Here is a 17,920-nt window from a genome sequence, read left to right on the forward strand (position 1 = left end):
CTGCGCGAACGCGCAGCACCGCGAGATCTGGCTGCGCGCCGCCGATGGTTATGTCGTGGCGATCGCGAGCCAGTATGGCAATCCCGGCCCGGCGGCCTAGCCGCCAAGGGTTTCCAGTGCCCCCTGATAGTCGTAGCAATCCAGTTGCGCCTGCAGGCGCTTGCACGCGTCGGCGGACAGGCCGCGGGCAATGACGTCGCGGTAGCGGGCGAACGTGTTGTTGGCCTCGCTATCGGCCCCCTCCAGTTGTCCGCGTAGTGCTTCCAGGACGGCAGCCAGCGCGGCATCCTGGCGATCGGGGCCGGCCGCCGGCACGGCGCCGTGCTGGGGTGAAGGGTCCTGAGCCGGCAAGTGCGCGCGCAGGACATCGAGCAATGGCAGCAAGGCCGCGCGCAGGACAGCCAGCAGTTTGACGGAATCCGGGCGCCCGGGCGCGGTCGGCAGCAACAAGCTCGCCTCCAGCGTAGCCGCGGCGGAGGAAAGCGCCATGGCGCCAAGATTGGCGGCCAGTCCCTTGAGCGAATGGGCCAGCGACAAGGCGCCGTCACGGTCGCCCCGGGCCATGCGCTCGCCGATGCGGTCCGGCATGTCGGCATAGCCCGCGGCGAAGCGTTCGAGCAACTGGCCATAGACCTCCACGCGGCCACTCACACGCCCCAGGCCGCCGTTCACGTCCAGGTGCGGGGAGGCCGCCAGCGCGTCGACCCAGGCCGGCCGGGCAACGGCTTGCGGCGCCGGATCTCCGCCACCGGGAACCGACAGCCATTGGCGCAGGGTGGCATAGAAGGCCGCCGGAATGATCGGCTTGGCGATATGGTCGTTCATGCCCGCCGCCAGGCAACGCGCCCGGTCTTCCGGCAGCGCATTGGCCGTCATGGCGATCACCGGCAAGCTCGCGAAACCCGGCAGCCCCCGGATGCGCCTGGTGGCTTCGAACCCGTCCATCACAGGCATCTGCACATCCATCAGGACAAGATCGTAGGCACCGGCCTGGACCTGGTTCAGCGCAATGGCACCGTTCTCCGCCACGTCCGGGTAGATCCCCGCGGCCTGCAGCAAGTGAACCGCAACCTCCCGGTTGATGTCGTTGTCCTCCACCAGCAACACCCGTGCGCTGGGCAAGGAGAGCATCGCGTCCGGCGCGCTCTCCCGCGCCTCGGCGGCGTCCTCCGGGGCATCCTCGTCGGCGGCCAGCGTGCGCACGGTCGCCTCCAGCAAGATCGAGGCGCTCACCGGCTTGATCAGGGTCGCATCGAAGCCGGAGCGCTCGCCTTCGCGCAAGACTTCCTCGCGGCCGTGCGCGGTGATCATGACCCGGCGGGGACGCGGGTGGCGCAGGCGCATGGCGTCGATATGGCGGGCGGTCTCGATGCCATCGAGACCAGGCATCTTCCAGTCGATGAACACGGCCTGGTACGGGTCGGCGGCCTCGTCAGCCAACGCGATTTTCGCCAGCGCGGCCCGGCCGGAGGCGGCCTCGTCCACGCGGAAGCCAAAGTTGCGCAGCATGGAGATGACGACCTGGCGCGCGTAGTCGTGATCGTCCGCCACCAGCAGACGGCAGCCGGCAAGCTGCGGTGCGACCATGGCACGGGCAGGCCGCTTCTTTCCTGCCTGCAGGTCGAGTTCGAACCAGAAGGTGCTGCCCTGGCCAGGGGTGCTGTCCACCCCCAGCGTGCCGCCCATCAGTTCCACCAGGCGGCGGCAGATGGCCAGGCCGAGGCCGCTGCCGCCGTAGCGGCGCGTGGTCGAGGCATCGGCCTGCTCGAAGCTCTGGAACAGGCGGGAGCGCGTGGCCGCATCGATGCCGATGCCGGTGTCGCGCACTTCGAAGCGCAGGCGGATGCGGGGCTGGGATTCGCCGGCGCCGCGGCGTTCGACGCGGATGACAATTTCGCCCTGATGGGTGAACTTGACCGCGTTGTTGGCGAAATTGATCAGGATCTGCCTGAGCCGAAGCGGATCGCCGCGCAACGAGTCCGGCACGTCCGGGGCGACTTCGACGATCAGTTCGAGATGCTTGGCGACGGCGCGCTCGGCCACCAGGTCGCTCACCGTGCGCAACATCCGTTCCAGCGAAAAATCGATCCGCTCGATTTCCAGCTTGCCGGCTTCGATCTTCGACAGGTCGAGAATGTCATCGATGATCTCCAGCAGATGCTGCCCGGAATGCTGGATCTTTTCCAGGTAGCCGCGTTGCTTCTCATCGAGCCGCGTGCGCAGCGCCAGGTGCGCCATGCCGATCACCGCGTTCATCGGGGTACGGATTTCATGGCTCATATTGGCCAGGAAGCTGGCCTTGGCATGGGCGGCGCTCTCGGCGGCCTGCTTGGCGACGACCAGCTCGGCATTGGCCTGGGCCAGTTCCCAGGTCCGCTCTTCGACCCGGCCTTCCAGCGTCTGGGACAGCGATTTCAGGCGGTGATTGGCCTCCACCTGCTCCGTGATATCGATGCCCACGGCACCGACCCCCACCACTTCGCCGGTGTGCGGGTCACGCACGGGAAAGCGCATCATCTGCAGCTGGCGCTCGCCAAGCGGTGTCTGCATGGCGTAGATGTGCTCCTCTGCCTTGCCCGAGGACATCACGCGCTCTTCCATCTCCCAGCGCGCCCGGGCTTCGTCCGCTGCCGTGTTGAACTCCCAGGTAGCCTTGCCCAGCACGTCGGCCTCGCTCGCTCCCAACAGGGCTTGCGTGGTCGGATTGGCGGCAAGCATGACGTGCTGGCGGTCCTTGAGCGACATGATCGCGGGCGAATGCTCAAGCATGGCGCGCATCCTCTCCTCGCTTTGGGCCAGGAGCCGGCCCTCCCGCCGCAGGATCCAGGTGGCGATGGCGATCAGCAGCAGGATGATGGCGGTCAGCGCCACCACGACATTACGCGTGAACAGATAGGAGGAGAACGCCTCGCCCATCTCCTGCTCCACGATCAGCCCTACCTCCAGGCCGGGGATCCACCTGGCCGCGCCCGCGACCCGTTCGCCGCGGAAGTCCGGATAGTCGAAGGCAAGCACCGGCGCGCGGTCGCGCAGCACGCTCCCGGCGACCAGGGTCAGCGGGCCGTCCTGCTGGCCGCTCCCCCCGGCCTTGCCTGGCTGCAGAGGCACCCGGGCAGCGATATTGAGCATGGACGACGTATTCCGTGCCAGCCTGCCCGTTGCCGCCAGCTCGCGCGTGAAGCGGCTGGGAGAGGCCAGCCTGGCCTGGCTGTCGATGGCGTACAACTCGCCGGTACGGGCAAAGCGACCCGCTTCGATGATCGGCAGCATCACAGCGCGGGGATCCACCCGCAGGCACAACACGCCGATGTTGTGTCCCGCGTCGGACAGGCGGGCGCACACCACCTGGAACGGCAAGTCGGCCAGCGCGCCCGATGCGTCACGGGTTGGCTCCGGGGCCGGATAAGGGGGCGAGACCGCGCTGCCCTCCTCCAGCGCCCGCCTGGCGGTCCTGGCGGATTCCGGCAACAACGGGAGGCCGATGCGGCTGGGCAGTTCCGATGCGACGATCTGGAGTGCCGGCGTGGCCAGGGCAAAGCCCAGGTAGCCATTGCTCTGGTAGAGCGGCGTCGCCCATCGCTCAAACCTGGCCGCCGCCTCGCGGTCCGGCGACGGCTGGCCTTGCGCGAATAGCAACGGCCGCGCGAGCCTGAGCCCCTCCGCCATGCGCGCTATCGTTCCCGCCCGCCGCTGCTGTTCTCCGCTCCACAGCCCCAGCAGGCGCGCGTTGGCCGCCAGGGTCGACTCCATGCGCGCGCCCAGGATGGCGCGGTTATTCTCGTACACCAGGTGGATGGCGCCGCCGGAAAGCAGGCAGACCGCCAGCATGAGGAGCACGGGGCACACATAGCGCCAGGCACCGGGACGCATCCCCCGCTTGCGCCAGCCAGGCAGGGAATCATAGGCAGCCATGGCGATCATTCTCCAGGGGTCGCGGCTGAATAACCGTTGGCGGCCAGCAGCTCCGCCTCGCGCGCATGGTCCGCGTCGGTATCGGCGTAGCGTTGCGAAATGGCGTGGAACTCATGGGCGATCGCCAGGAACGCATCGACCATGTCCGGATCGAAATGACGGCCGCGGCCTTCGCCGATCATGCGCACCGCCTGCTCGTGCGGGAACGCCGGCTTGTAGACCCGCCGGCTGATCAGCGCATCGTATACGTCGGCAACCGCCATGAGGCGCGCGGACACCGGAATCGCATCTCCCGACAACCCTTCCGGGTAACCGCTGCCATCCCACTTCTCCTGGTGATAGTGCGCAATCTCCCGCGCGTAGCGCAGGAAGGAGTTGGGAGCGCCGCACTGGGCCTCGGCTTGCGCGATGGCATCCCGCCCGAGGATGGTGTGGGTCTTCATGATCTCGAACTCTTCGGCGGTCAGCTTGCCTGGCTTGAGCAGGATGCGGTCCGGGATGCCCACCTTGCCGATGTCGTGGAGCGGTGCCGACTTGAACAGCAACGCGATGGTCTCGTCGTTGAGTTCCTCGCTGAAACGCGGGTGGTGCTGCAACGCCTGCGCCAGCCGCCGCACATAGTGCTGGGTACGCCGCAGATGGTTGCCGGTTTCGTTGTCGCGCGTCTCCGCCAGCGATGCCATGGCCATGATGGTGACATCCTGGATCATGGATATCTCCCGCATCCGCCGCTGTACCTCCTGCTCCAGGTAGGCCGACTTGTCCCGCAGGAAATCCCTGGCGTTCTTGAGCGTGAGATGGGTGGCGATCCTGGCGTGCATCACCAGCGGGCTGAGCGGCTTCATGATGTAGTCCACGGCGCCAACCTGGAACCCGCGCGTCTCGTCGTGCTCGCCGGTGCGGGAAGTGAGGAAGATCACCGGCACGTCCATGGTGGCCGGATTCGCCTTGAGCTGCCGGCACACCTCGTAGCCGTCCATGTCGGGCATCATCACATCGAGCAGGATCAGGCTTGGCGGCGCTGCCGACGCGATGCGCACCGCCACGCCGCCGGAAGTCGCCACCTTCACCCGATAGCGATCCTGCAGCAACGCGGCCATCATCGCGATGTTCTCCGGAACATCGTCCACCACCAGAATCGTGGGCTGTGCGTCGGGATTGTCTGGGCGCATGGGAAAGTCAGATAGGGATATTTGCCGGGCAGGCGATGTCCGCGCGCGCCCGGCCCGGGACGCAACAAAGCAAGGGGCATCCCAGCCCCTGCTTGCCATAACGGTTGTATTGCGCCGCAATTCAGCCCCACTTGCGGAGGGCTCAAGTATTGGCCCTGCCGGCCGTTAACCCGAGCCCGCACCGAGCCCGCGCCGAGCCCGCGCGCACGGTGACCTGCCGGCGCCGCGCGCCAGCGACAAGAAAAAAAGCCCACCGAAGTGGGCTTTCCAAGAGGGACGGACAACGGTCGCATGGCATTGACGCTGACACCCCGCAATCATTTCAATGCTCGCCGGCTACGTCGGAAGACGTGTCCGCATTGCCGGCGCCGCCAGACGGCGCGCCGGCATGGTGCCCGACCAACAGCGAATTCCCGCAGACATCAAGGTCCGTCTTTCGCTGGATCGAAGCACCGGCGGCATTGTCATCGGGTCTCGCAGAATCGAAAAGAGTAAAAATACTCCCCCTCTCCGCTACTCCCCCGACGCCCCCGGCAACGGATGCGAATACAGGCTCGGCGATCTGAGTACTTCTACTCTTTCGCGGCAGCCGTCGCCGAGCCATCATGAGGCATGGAATCTCATCAGCAATCTGCTCGCCATACCTTGCGCATCGACCAGTGGACGATGGCGGTGGGCAGCGGGGAAACCGCGCTGGAATACGACGACTGGTTAAGCCGCATTCTCAACAGTCTGGCGCCCGACGTGCCGGGGCATGCCATATCGAGAGTGATCCGCGAAGGCCGGAGCGAGTTCCGGCTTGAACATCGCGCGCGCTATGAGGTCCGGCATCCCGACATCGGCGTCCGGCGCTTCGTGTGCGCAATCGACAGCGATGCGACGTTGATCGCTTTCGAGCATACGGTGTCTGGTGTCCGCTACCCATGGGTGACGATCAACGGCGTATTCACCCAGATTGAACTGCGCACGCTCAGGTTCCTGTCCGCCGGACTCGACCTGTGTGCTGCCCCGGTCGGCGCGGAACGCCGCTGAATCGTTGGCAGTTCCAGCGACTGATGTGATGGCCGGCACCACGCTTTCCGGTCCAGAGCCCGCCTTGCGCGTGAGGATTAGCAGCATGGCCGATTCTTGCAGGGAAACAGCACTCCCCGTGTCCCCCCCTTGCAGATGAAGTGCCAGATTCATGCACCGGGCTGGCTCTGGATTTTTTTATACCGCGCCCACGGCACACGCCGAGCGCATGTTGGCGATCAGCGCCGGGAAGTCCAGGCCCAGCGTGGAGAGCGCCACGGCATCCGCCTTGCCATCCCGCAAGGCACGGTCCAGCTCCATGCATGCCCGCGCGAGCTCCGCCGCCCCAAGCATGCCGAGGATGGCCTGCATGCCATGGGCATGCAGGCATGCCCGGCCAAAATCGCCGCCCCCGATGGCCTCATGGATCCGCGTTACCACGTCCGAGCGTTCGGCGCATACGCGCCTGGCCAGATTGACATAGAGATCCTCGCGACCGAACAAGAGCTTGATCCCCGCAGCGGCGTCCAGGCCCGGTACGCCCTTCAGGGCTTTCACCACCGCTGACGCAGGGGGACTCGCCTGCGCCGCCACATCCATCCTTGTCCCCGCGCCTGCCTGACCGCGATCCGCGCCCCCTGGTTTAGCCACGGGCGGTAGCCATGCCGCAATGGTGCGGAACATCGCCTCTGCGTCGATCGGCTTTGAAATATGATCGTTCATCCCGCCCTCGATGCAGCGGATGCGGTCAGCCGACATCGCGTCGGCCGTCAGCGCCAGCACCGGCAGGGCCTGCAGCCCCAGGCCGTGGCGAATCGCGCCGGTGGTCTCTATGCCGTCCATGCCCGGCATATGGATGTCCATCAGCACGATATCGAATGCGTGCTCCTTGAGCGCCGCCAGCGCCCGCGGACCGTCGCAGGCAACATGCACGTCCATGCCCACCAGTTCGAGAAGACCGCGCGCAACCTCCTGATTGATCGGGTTGTCCTCGACCAGCAAGACCGTGCGCCCGTGCAATGCCTGCCACGCCGGCCCGGCGAGCGAGCGGCCATCCGATGGCGCCGTATCCGTATGCGAACGCCCGGAGCCCGCACCGGCCGCCCGGTCCGCTCCCGCAATCTCCAGCGATACCTCGAACGAGAAGGTACTTCCCACGCCGGCCTGGCTCCGCGCAAGGACACGCCCGCCCATGAGTTCCGCCAGCTTCTTGCAGATCGCAAGCCCTAGCCCCGTGCCTTCAAAGCGGCGGTTCATCGCGCTATCCAGTTGCTGGAACGGCGTGAACAGCTGCGGCAACTGTTCCGGCGCAATGCCTACGCCCGTGTCCTCGACCTCGAAACACAAGCCGATATGGCTGTCGCGGACGAGCGTCTCCCTGACTCGCAGGGAGACCTCGCCGCGATCCGTGAACTTCAACGCATTGCTCAGGAAATTGATCAGGATCTGCCCGACCCGCAGTGGATCGCCGACAAGCCGAAGCGGAATCGCGGGGGACGTGGAAATGGACATCATGACGCCTTTCGCTTCCGCCGTTTCCCAGAACAGGCCAGTGACACGGTCCAGCAGTTCGGACAGGTAGAACTCGCGCGCGTCGACGGTGAGCTTTTCCGCCTCGATCTTCGAGAAATCCAGGATATCGTTGACGATCCCCAGCAAGTGCCCGGCGGATGCGCTGATGCGCGCCAGATAGCGATCCAGCTTGTCGTCGCACTCCCTGTTCAGCGCCAGATGCGACATACCGATGATGGCATTCAGCGGTGTCCTGATCTCGTGGCTCATATTGGCCAGGAACTTCGCCTTGACCCGCGCAGCCGATTCGGCCGCCTCGCGGGCTACCGTCAGCTGCAGAGTTCGCTCCTCGACGCGTGCTTCCAGCGTGTTGGTAAGCAGTTCCAGGGCCTGCCGGGTGCGCTCCTGCTCGGTGATATCCGCGACCACGGTACCGACGCCGATGATGCCCGCATCGTCCGGCGCGCGCACCGGGAACTTGACCACGCGGAAGATACGTTCATACCCGTAACGAGGACTGGTCGTATGCACCTGGCTTTGGGAGGTTCCGCTGGCCAGTACCAGTTCGTGCATATCGCGGCTGATCTCCGCGATACGGCGATTCGGGATGATGTCCCAGTCGCAGCATCCCACGGCAGCGCCGTGCGGCACCCCGATGGCTTGCTCGTAAGCGCGATTGGCCATGATGCCCACGCCCTTGAGGTTCTTGTAGGCCAGCCCGGTCGGCACGTTCTCGCGGAATGCGCGCATGCGCTCCTCGTTCTCGCACACACTGCGGCGCGCGCGCCACTGGAACGCCGCCAGCGCGAGGATCAGCCCGATCGCGATCGCGGTAAGGCTCACGATCGCCGTCCGGACCAGGAAGTACGATTGATAGGCTTCGTCAACGTGTAGCTCGACGACCAGCCCCATGTCCTGGCTATCCAGCCATCGACCAGCCCCGATGACCTTGTGCCCGTCATAGCCGTCATAGCCATCGGCGGCCACCGCTTCCTCGCCTCTATTCGCCAGCAGCTGCGACGCAAGTTTGGTCGGAGCGTCGCCGGCGCCGCCCCGCGCCAGCGCATCGCCGGCGGGCTGCTTGCCGGGCACTCTCGCCCACAGCGGCCCGGCGACATCTTGCCGCGGGCGATCCGGCGCCGCCTGGCGCTCCGAGGCGCGGGTCGGGGAGAGAATGCGCGCGGAGGAATCGATCGCGTAAGCCTCGCCCGTTTCGCCTATCCGGCCCGCCTTGAGAATCTTGAATAGTCCCACGTAGGGATCGACGCGCAGGCACAGGTAGCCGACGATCCGTCCATCCGCATTGATGCTTGCGCACGCAAGCTGATAGAACATCCCGGCCGGCTTCTCGACCCCCTGGACCATGAGCGGCAGCGTCGAGACAGTGGGCCGCGAGATGGCAAATCCAAGTTCCTGCGCCCCCCGCAACGTGCGTTTTGTCTGCTCGGTCAGATTCGAGAAGTTGACATAGTACGGGCTGCTCGCCGCGACAATGGTTTGGTCCGGCCTGATCAGGGCATAGCCGTCGAAGCCCCGGCTCCTGTAGATCGGCAGAATCCACTGATCGAATTCAGTCAGCAAATCCGCGCTGCCGGGATTGGCCAGGATACGTTTCACCAGTTTTATCAGGGCAGGGTTCTCGGCAATGGTCCCGACCCGCCCCGCCGAATCCTCTCCCATGGTCCGGTTCAGGTCCGATATCGCCTGAAGCACGCCTTTCAGGCGGCTTTCGGCGCTCCGATGAAATTGCTTTTCAAGGCCCCCGAGCACCTCGTGGCTCAAGACCAGCAGCAATACGACGGCGACCGCCGTCATGATGAAATTCAGGCGGGTTTCCCTACCGCCCGTCCCTCGCAGACTCCTGAAGTAGCGCTTCATCATGATTTCCTGCGACGGTTCGCGGCTTGTAAAACGACGGCGGCGTTCCGGCCCGGTGGCGGCAGATAACGCGACCTTGATTTCTGGTCTTCGTCACTTTTTATTGGCGTCCCGGCAGGATGGATCAATCAAGAAACAGCGTTGTCAATTCAATTGCGGATTTGACTTGCAGTTTCTCCATCAGGCGCGCCCGGTGATTTTCCACGGTACGGACGCTAATCCCCAGTTCCGTGGCAATCGCTTTGCTGGTCTTGCCGGTCGTGACGTGCCAGGCAACGACTCGCTCCTTCGGGGTCAGGAGTGCAAGCCGCGTGCGTTTGTCGGCCGAAGCCAGCCTCTGTTCGTACATCTGGCGGCTGCGCTCCAGCGCGCCGCGCACTTTTTGTACCAGCATTGCGCCATCGACCGGCTTCTCCAGGAAATCGAGCGCGCCCGCCTTGATCGCCTTGACCACCGAAGCGACCTCGGAGTAAGCGGAGACAAAGATGGTTGGCGGAAAAACGCCCATGCCTGCCAGCGCGCCCTGCACCTGCAGCCCGCACATCCCCGGCATGCGCAGATCGCAAACCAGGCATTCAACCGGAGCCGGTCGGTACGATTCGACAAACTCGCGAGAGGAAACAAACTGCCTTATGTCTGCGCCAAGACCACGGAGCAACTCATGGTATGTCCAGAGCACAATTTCATCGTCGTCGACTAGATAGATTACGGATCGCTCAGCTGACACAGCCTACGCCTCCATTTCCTGGTGCCTGGCTACCGGATGCCGGCCGGTCCGCAAGTTCACCGCGCTGCGACCGATAGGCCGCGTGACACGCACTCCCCGTCGGCACAGTAGGCCAGCATTATTCTGAAGTGGAAATTGGGTAATCCCCGAGTCGCGGGCAAGCCGCGAAACCGAAAATTGGCTCAACCGAGTGATCATCTCGGTACGCATTCCTATTAAAAAACTCAGTCGTCTCATCCACCATGCATACCGGGAAGAAAGGTGTGCTTTTTTCGTCTCCCGGCATATTAATTACTTTAAACCTTATTAAAAAATATTATAAGAACCAACGATTAAAGCCATATACCTTTTAAGTCGCAATCGATGCCATGATGATGACGGAGGCGACGACCCACGACCTGGGCTGGCATCCTCCGCGGGCACGAGCCTGGGATCATGCCGCGGCGATGGAACCCGATGGAACCATGACCATGCCTGCCGCGCACCAGTGCATGAAGCAGCCCGGCGCTGCCGGCGCCAGCCAGGCGGAAAAACCGACAGGCTACCGCCCGGGGCTTATGAAAATGCCGCATCCAGCACTGTGGTGCCACTGAGCGAGGATGGTGGGGTGCGAACCAATGCTGCGACCGTATCCAGACAGGACATGGCCTGTCTGATAACGCCCATTTCCTGACCGGGGTCGCGCGCGGCCTGAACCACCAGCCTGGCACTCATGCACAGTCGCAAGGCGCTGACAGGGATACCCGCCCTGTGACCACAGTCGACCGGCTGACCGATGTGATAGGCCAGAGCGTCGGCGCCGCGCCCCGGCCCTTGCAGCCGATGATAGATTCCAGCCGTTTCGTCGCGGCTGAGCGCAGTCTTGCCGCCATGCGAAGCCGACCGATACAGCAGGAAGGGGTAAATGGTCTGAATATCGTCCCAGTTCGACAGGATGTTCAGCGCCGTGCGGTCCAGCGCCGGTACATCCAGGATGGAAAAAGCCGGATCGCGGCTCAGCCTTTGCCGGATGGCATTGGCGAAGCGCCGCAGAATGCCCTCGACTTGCGGGGCTGGCACCGCGCGGAACTCGCGCAACTCATGGACAGCGGCCTGCCAGCGCAGCAGCAAGCCAAAATTCGCATGCGATCCAAGGGATTGCGCGCATGGCCAGTCGCGGGGCCACTCCTCGCGAGCAGAGTAGAGGCGGAGTTCCGCAGGGATGCCCCGCTGGCGCAGCGTCTCGCCGGCCACTGCCGGCAGCAGCAGGGCGCCGGAAAACGATGGCCCTGCCACGAACTTGGAACCGGTCAGCGCAATCATGAAGCCGTTGCGCAGATACGCCTGGATGGTGCCCGGCTCGATGCGGAACTGGCAGGCGTCGACGAGAACCTGCACCGCCGATGGCCAGCGGCGGTGCAGGCGCATCACGCACGAGATGCTTGGCGCAATGCATCCGGTCTTGGAGACATCGATCAGCACCAGCAGCACATGACGTCCGTCATGCACGGCCTGGCTGACGAGCGCTTCGATTTCCACGTCGACCACGTCGGCATCCCGGAGACTGCCATCGGCGTGACGAATCGGCACATTGAGGATGTCGCTGGCGCAGGCCCGGCCAAGGGATTCGCCCGGGATGGTGATACGGCCCAGCGCGTTATACGTGCTGAAGTGCCGCCCGGTCAGCGCCGCGGGCACGCCGCTGCCGCTCTCGGCCTCGCCGGCCAGGATCACCAGGGGCCGGACCGGGACGCCACTGGCGCCGCCATCCCCCGACAATCTCGCCGCCACCTGCGCCGCAAGCAAATGCACATCGGTGCCCGACGCCGAGAAGACGAGCCCGGGGTCAAGGGCATGATCGATGCCGCACAATGCCAGCAACTCGCCGCGCAACCGCTCCAACTCGCGGCGATACAACTCGGCTGCGGGCTGGTGCGCCAGCCCGCCGGCCAGCCGGCCGCGAAGTCCGTCCGCCACGGCGAACGCCGCCGGCGAGATCCCCGAGGAAGTGGACGAGCCAAAGGCAACCAGCCCCGGTGAAGCGCATGGCTGGCAACCATACTTGTTCCGGCCAGTGACGGGGTCCAGCGCGATGCGATGATCCCCGCCGCTCACCAGCAGGTCAGCCGTCGATGGCAGCGGCATCGGGAGCGTGCGGTCGGTCGGCATGGTCGGCATGGCTGGCGTTGATCAGCATGGTCCTGAACGCAGCGAAGATCTTGTGCATCTGCGGCTGCTTGTAGGGAAAAAGATCGACAGGATCGATATCGTGCACGACCATGGCCGTGTCCGCCTCGAACACCAGCAACTCGCCATCCGGCGTCTCGGCGCAATCCAGGCCGACATAGTCAAGGCCCAGCCGCTCCTGAATCAGCGCGAGTGCATCCTTGTGACGCAGCGCGAAGGTGTGGTCGAAGTCGCGCATGATCGCCGCTTCTTCATCCCGCTTGGCCGCGCTCTCCGCCATGCCGGCATTGAGATAGTGAATCATCCAGTGCTCGGAGATGCCGACGTGGCAGACGTACGGGCGCCCTTCGATCAGTACAAGCCGGTATTTCCGGTACTGGCCGTCCGCGTTCCGGTAGTCGATGAAGTAAGAGACGTAGAACGCAGGCTCCTGGCTGTGCGCCAGGTAGCCGGCGAGTTCGGCCGCGTCGGCTATTTTCTCCAGTCCCTTGCCGGCATGCGAACCAAGGGGCCTGACGATGATCGGGAAACTGCCCTCGCCCAGCACCGACGAGATCGCTGCCTGCCCACTGGCGACACTCGCCAGTACCTGGCGATCCACGCGCCGGGTCGGCGGCATGCAGATGCCCGGAGCCGACGCCAGTATCGACGCAGCCGTGTCCCGCGACAGCAGTTGCAGGCGATCCGGCATGTTCAGCACTGGGCGCGGCCAGATGGCCGCGAGTGCGCGCAACTGCTCCAGCACGGGCTGGGTACGGTCGGATTCGCCAACTCCGATAAAGAGCACATCGTGCTCCGGCACGGCCTGCGGCAGCGGGTTTTCCGGTGTGACATACAGTGCGTCGAGCGCCACGTCGGAGTTGCCCAGCAGGCATTCGATCGGGGTGTTGGCCATCAGATCGCCCGACACCATGACGGCCAGCACGCGCAGGCCAACGCCATCACCGCGCAAGGTCGGCAGATGATAAAGCTGCCGCGTCTGCAGCGCCTCGGCCTGGACAGTCATGGCGAGCGCATGATCGCCAATCAGTTGCAGGACCAGCGAGAGATCCATCAGTGCGTTCGCGTCGTCCGGATGCGACTCCAGATGCTTGATCAGTTCCGCGCCAAGCGGGCGCAGATCCTCATTCTGGTGGGCCGCCCGCAGCAGGTAGCGCAGACCGATCAGGGTATCCGGGCCCGGCGCCTGGGTCACGGGGTCATGGATTGCATTCATTGTGGCAAGTCGCTGGCTTCGGGAATGGATAACGGTGCACTCAGCGAGCGGCCGAGCGCAAGGGTGGCACCGAGCAGGACATCAATGTCCTGCTCGGTGCTGCGATGATTGAAAAGGGCAACCCGGATCGCGAAGCGGCCATCGAGCACGGTCGATGACGGCGCGGCCACGCCGGATTCCTGCAGGGCGACGACGAGATCGCGGTTGACCTGTTCGATGGCGCCGTGCGCATCGAGCCCGGTGCCGATGAAGCGGAAGCAAACGATATTGAGGGATGGCGGCGCCAGCATTTCCAGTTCCGGCTCGGCATCGATGCGCCGCGCGAGTTCCTGCGCGAGCGCGCAGGTATGGACGATCATGCCGCCCAGGCGCTCGGTACCGTAGACCTTGATCGTGAACCAGGTCTTCAACGCGCGAAAGCCGCGCGAGAGGTCCGGCCCGAAATCGCAAGGCCAGGGCGAACCGGCCGCCATGCCGCGCTCGCCGCGGCTGAGATAGGTGCCTTCGTGCGTCGCAAAGGTGCGCAAGTGCAATTGCCGGTCCCGGACCACAAGGAAGCCGGCGTCATAGGGGACTTGCAGCCATTTGTGGAAATCAAAGGCGATCGAGTCTGCCTGCTCGATTCCGCGCAGGCGCGGGGCCAATTGCGGGCACAGCATGGCCAGGGCGCCGAAGGCACCGTCGACATGAAAATGCAGTTGCTCCCGGCGGGCAATGCGCGCGATCGCTGCCAGGTCGTCGATGGCACCCGTATCCACGGTGCCGGCAGTGCCGACGACGAGAAATGGCGTAAAGCCGGCAGCGCGATCGACGGCAATGGCCGCCTCGAGACATGCCATGTCCATGCGCCCCAGATCGTCAACGGGAATCGATCGCAGGTTGTCTTTTCCCAGGCCGGCGAGGTCCATGCCCTGCGCGATGCAGCCATGCGCCCTGGCCGAGGTATAAGCACTCAGGCGGCGCGAAGCTTGCGCCACGCCGCCCGACCGGACGCCACTGCCGAGCGCCCGGGTCCTGGCGACCAGCACGCCGGACAGATTGGCCATGGAGGAGCCGGTCAGGAACAGGCCGCTCGCATCCTGCGGGAAGCCGAACAGCTCGATCACCCAGCGCAGCACCTGCCACTCCACCTCGACCGGGATATGGTCGCGGCCACCCAGGTTGGCATTGAGCCCCGCCGCGAGCATTTCCGCCAGCATCCCGACGGGCGTTCCCCCGCCATGCACCCAGCCCATGAAGCCGGGATGCGCATTGCCGACGGCAAACGGCAGGATACTGTCCATGAAGGTCCGGTGAACCTGGTCCAGCCCGCTTCCTTGCCGGGGCAAGGGCTCGCGAAAGCGCCCGCGCACCGCGTCGGGAATCGGCTGCCAGACCGGCCGCTCGCGAATGCCCTGGAGATAATCCAGCATATCGTCGAGCATGCTGTGACCCTGCGCCCTGAGCCCGCTCCAGTCGACGGGGTCGAGACTGGCGGGGACTGGCTGCCGGCGGCCCTCGTTGGTTGGTGTTGACATGGCTATTGGCTGTCCGGAAAACGCATGCATCCCCTGCCGAGGGGCATCTCGCGACCTCGGTTCCGGGACATCGTGCAGGGGATCATAGCGTCGGGCCGCTGGCGCGTTTTGAAGAGGATGGCGGGTTTTTTGCCTTATTTCTCAGGGAAACGCTGAACATCGCCCACGCCCCGCTTCCACGCAAAGCGGCGGGCCAGGCCCTCGACCGCCGCGGGCACCAAAAAAACAACACCACCGCGCCCGCCTTAACACAATCCGATAGTTTGCGAGCGCCGCCGCACGCGACGATAATTGTGTCGTCAAGCATCTTAAGCAACGCTCCCGCCTCTCCTCACCCCCCGCCCTCCTCCCATGCAGCCACACCAAGGCCTACCCCATCCCCAACGAAACTGGGCCATCCTCACCGTGTTCTGCGGCCTCATCATGGCTGTGCTCGACGGCTCGATCGCCAATATCGCGTTGCCGTCGATCTCGCGCGAGCTAGCGTCGGACCCATCCAGCACCATCTGGGTGGTCAACGCCTACCAGCTCACCGTCACGGTGTGCCTGCTGCCGCTGTCCTCGCTGGGCGACATCCTTGGCTACAAGCGCGTGTACCGCATCGGCCTGGCGGTCTTCCTGGTGGGTTCGCTGTTGTGTGCACTCTCGCCAAGCCTGCCGGTGCTGGTGGCTGCGCGGGTGGTGCAGGGCATCGGCGGGGCCGGCATCATGAGCGTGAATACGGCGCTGGTGCGCTTTATCTACCCGCCCACCAAACTCGGCCGTGGCATTGGCCTGAATGCGCTCGTGGTGGGTATCACCATCGCCGTGGGCCCTTCGGTGGGCGCGCTGATCCTGTCCTTCGCCAGCTGGCCGTGGCTGTTCGCCGTCAATGTGCCGGTGGCGATCTTCGCGCTGGCGCTGGCGCGCACGGCGCTGCCCGCAACGCCGCCCCAGCCGCATGGCTTCGACTATCGCAGCGCGCTGCTATCGGCCGTGGTGTTCGCCTTGTTCATCCTGGGTGTGGACGGCGCAGGCCATGCCGCCTGGCGGCCTGCCGCGGCGGCCGCGCTGGTGGTGGCTGCCACGCTGGGCTGGTGGCTGGTGCGCATGCAACGCGGCAAGCCGGCGCCGCTGGTGCCGGTGGACCTGTTCGCCAGCCGCTCATTCACGCTGGCGGTGGGTACGTCCTTCTGCTCCTTCATGGCGCAGATGCTGTCCTTTGTCGCACTGCCCTTCTACCTGGAATACCAGCTTGGCCGCTCGCTGCATGAAACCGGGCTGCTGATCACGCCGTGGCCGTTGATGGTGGCCATCATGGCGCCGCTGTCGGGGCGCTTGTCCGACCGGTATCCCGCCAGCGTTCTGGCTGGCATCGGGCTGACGTTGCTGGGCTCGGGGCTGGTGGGGCTGGCGCTGCTCGGGCCGGATGCTTCAAGCTTTGCCGTGTGCTGGCGCATGGCGATGTGCGGGCTGGGGTTCGGTTTGTTCCAGTCGCCTAACAACCGGGCCATGATCGGGGCGACGCCGCCCGCACGCAGCGGTGGCGCCAGCGGTGCGCAGGCGACTACTCGGTTGCTTGGGCAGACTACGGGGACTGCCGTGCTGGCGTTGTTGTTCAGCATCGATCAGGGTGGCGCTGCGCGGGTGGCGCTTTGTGTGGCGGCGGTTGTTGCGGGGATTGGGGCGGGGGTTAGTTTTAGTCGGTTGCGGGGGGGTACGGAGACTGCGGCGCCGGTGCGGGGGGCGGTTGATGCGGATCTTTGAGTTTTGAATTGGGACATTGCTTGAGGGGTCTTGTTTTCGGCGTTGGTTTTTGGACCCAACAGCGTTCGGGAAGAATGCCGACCCTGCCGGGGGCAGAGCCATCAGGCTCTTCAACGGCGTTGATTGCGTCGTGCGGCCCAGGTGTCGGCTGGCGTGCCTTACCGGCTCAAAGGGTAGCGTAATGCCATTGCCCGGTGGTTTCGTGGTTTTGGCTCTGGCGGCACGCGCGGTGATTGTTCGGTCCCTGCCGTTCGCAGGGAGCGGCGCCGCGTAACTTCGCAATGATGGGTTTCGTGGTGGGCACGGTGGCCCGCGCTCAATCGCCCGTGGCCTCGTTTTTCGGCGTTGGTTTTTGGACCCAACAGCGTACGACGACTCGAAGGGCAGCGCAATAGCATTACCCAGTGCTTTCGTGGTGCGGCCCCTGATAGTGAGCGCCCTGCCCATTCGGCCATCTGCCGTTCGCGGGGCAACGGGCCACGGCATTTCGTACCTTGCTGGTTTCGTGGTTTTGTCTCTGACGGCAAATACCCTGCCAATTGACACCCTGCCGTACCGGCGCTAGCCGTGACTGCATACGGCCGTCTTCGTTTCGTGGTGGCGCCGTGGCCCGGTCAGCGAACACGGAAGGATCTGGCGACGGTGTTGTGCGGTTCTCGACCAATCCATGAACGAGGCCGCAGGGGACTGAGCGTGGGCCACCGCGCCCACCACGAAACGCATCATTGCGAAGTTGCGCGGCGCCGCCCCCTGCGAACGGCAGGGATCGAACAATCACCGCGCGTTCCGCCAGAGACAAAACCACGAAACCAGTTGGGCTCGAAGAATCGTGGCCCGTTGCATCGCGAACGGCAGATGGCCGAATGGGCAGGGCGCTCGCCACTAGGGGCCGCACCACGAAACCCGTGTGGCATGCAGGGGAGCAGCCGTTGAAGCCGGTAGGACATGCCAGCCGAAGCCACCACCCGCACGACGCAATCAACGCAGTTGAAGAGCCTGATGGCTCTGCTCCCGGCAGGGTCGGCTTTCTTCTCGTTAGTCTTCTTTGCCGAAGCAAAGAAGA

9 protein-coding genes are annotated in these 17,920 nt (G+C 65.0%); 2 read left to right on the forward strand and 7 right to left on the reverse strand.

What is annotated here, in order from left to right; genetic code table 11:
- Nucleotides 1–96: 96 nt before the first annotated feature.
- Both AC1DS6_RS17760 and AC1DS6_RS17765 read right to left on the reverse strand, forming a co-directional pair.
- Nucleotides 97–3,912, reverse strand: a complete 3,816-nt coding sequence (locus tag AC1DS6_RS17760) for a hybrid sensor histidine kinase/response regulator (RefSeq protein WP_477102840.1) — start codon at nucleotides 3,910–3,912, stop codon at nucleotides 97–99.
- A gap of 5 nt (nucleotides 3,913–3,917) precedes the next feature.
- Nucleotides 3,918–5,084, reverse strand: a complete 1,167-nt coding sequence (locus AC1DS6_RS17765; protein WP_441633344.1) for a response regulator — start codon at nucleotides 5,082–5,084, stop codon at nucleotides 3,918–3,920.
- Between the two features lie 612 nt (nucleotides 5,085–5,696).
- Between AC1DS6_RS17765 and AC1DS6_RS17770 the strand changes: the two genes are divergently transcribed.
- Complete coding sequence (locus tag AC1DS6_RS17770) at nucleotides 5,697–6,116, forward strand: hypothetical protein (protein ID WP_441633342.1); 420 nt, start codon at nucleotides 5,697–5,699, stop codon at nucleotides 6,114–6,116.
- A gap of 177 nt (nucleotides 6,117–6,293) precedes the next feature.
- Here the strand turns inward: AC1DS6_RS17770 and AC1DS6_RS17775 are convergent, their stop codons facing one another.
- The 5 genes from AC1DS6_RS17775 to AC1DS6_RS17795 all read right to left on the reverse strand — a co-directional run bounded on the left by AC1DS6_RS17775 (nucleotide 6,294) and on the right by AC1DS6_RS17795 (nucleotide 15,111).
- Nucleotides 6,294–9,488, reverse strand: coding sequence for an ATP-binding protein (locus tag AC1DS6_RS17775; protein ID WP_477102841.1), 3,195 nt, complete (start codon nucleotides 9,486–9,488; stop codon nucleotides 6,294–6,296).
- 121 nt (nucleotides 9,489–9,609) lie between these two features.
- On the reverse strand, nucleotides 9,610–10,212 hold the full coding sequence (locus AC1DS6_RS17780; protein WP_477102842.1) for a response regulator transcription factor: 603 nt from the start codon (nucleotides 10,210–10,212) through the stop codon (nucleotides 9,610–9,612).
- 555 nt (nucleotides 10,213–10,767) lie between these two features.
- Nucleotides 10,768–12,369, reverse strand: coding sequence for a hypothetical protein (locus AC1DS6_RS17785; protein WP_441633337.1), 1,602 nt, complete (start codon nucleotides 12,367–12,369; stop codon nucleotides 10,768–10,770).
- Nucleotides 12,314–13,594 carry an ATP-grasp domain-containing protein gene (locus AC1DS6_RS17790; RefSeq protein ID WP_477102843.1) on the reverse strand — a complete coding sequence of 427 codons (1,281 nt, stop codon included), beginning with the start codon at nucleotides 13,592–13,594 and terminating at the stop codon, nucleotides 12,314–12,316. The genes AC1DS6_RS17785 and AC1DS6_RS17790 overlap by 56 nt, the downstream gene beginning before the upstream one ends.
- On the reverse strand, nucleotides 13,591–15,111 hold the full coding sequence (locus AC1DS6_RS17795; protein WP_477102844.1) for a pyridoxal phosphate-dependent decarboxylase family protein: 1,521 nt from the start codon (nucleotides 15,109–15,111) through the stop codon (nucleotides 13,591–13,593). The genes AC1DS6_RS17790 and AC1DS6_RS17795 overlap by 4 nt, the downstream gene beginning before the upstream one ends.
- 351 nt (nucleotides 15,112–15,462) lie before the next feature.
- On the opposite strand from AC1DS6_RS17795, the gene AC1DS6_RS17800 reads away from it, so the two are divergent.
- Nucleotides 15,463–16,857, forward strand: a complete 1,395-nt coding sequence (locus AC1DS6_RS17800; RefSeq protein ID WP_477102845.1) for an MFS transporter — start codon at nucleotides 15,463–15,465, stop codon at nucleotides 16,855–16,857.
- Nucleotides 16,858–17,920: the final 1,063 nt, after the last annotated feature.

The sequence above is a fragment of the Cupriavidus sp. 05L310 genome (genome assembly GCF_056398185.1).

Bases quoted from the DNA above. Each gene is read 5' to 3' on its own strand.
- AC1DS6_RS17790 (WP_477102843.1), bottom strand. From the start codon at position 13,594: ATGAATGCAATCCATGACCCCGTGACCCAGGCGCCGGGCCCGGATACC.
- AC1DS6_RS17770 (WP_441633342.1), top strand. From the start codon at position 5,697: ATGGAATCTCATCAGCAATCTGCTCGCCATACCTTGCGCATCGACCAG.
- AC1DS6_RS17785 (WP_441633337.1), bottom strand. From the start codon at position 12,369: ATGCCGACCATGCCGACCGACCGCACGCTCCCGATGCCGCTGCCATCG.
- AC1DS6_RS17765 (WP_441633344.1), bottom strand. From the start codon at position 5,084: ATGCGCCCAGACAATCCCGACGCACAGCCCACGATTCTGGTGGTGGAC.
- AC1DS6_RS17775 (WP_477102841.1), bottom strand. From the start codon at position 9,488: ATGATGAAGCGCTACTTCAGGAGTCTGCGAGGGACGGGCGGTAGGGAA.
- AC1DS6_RS17760 (WP_477102840.1), bottom strand. From the start codon at position 3,912: ATGGCTGCCTATGATTCCCTGCCTGGCTGGCGCAAGCGGGGGATGCGT.
- AC1DS6_RS17800 (WP_477102845.1), top strand. From the start codon at position 15,463: ATGCAGCCACACCAAGGCCTACCCCATCCCCAACGAAACTGGGCCATC.
- AC1DS6_RS17795 (WP_477102844.1), bottom strand. From the start codon at position 15,111: ATGTCAACACCAACCAACGAGGGCCGCCGGCAGCCAGTCCCCGCCAGT.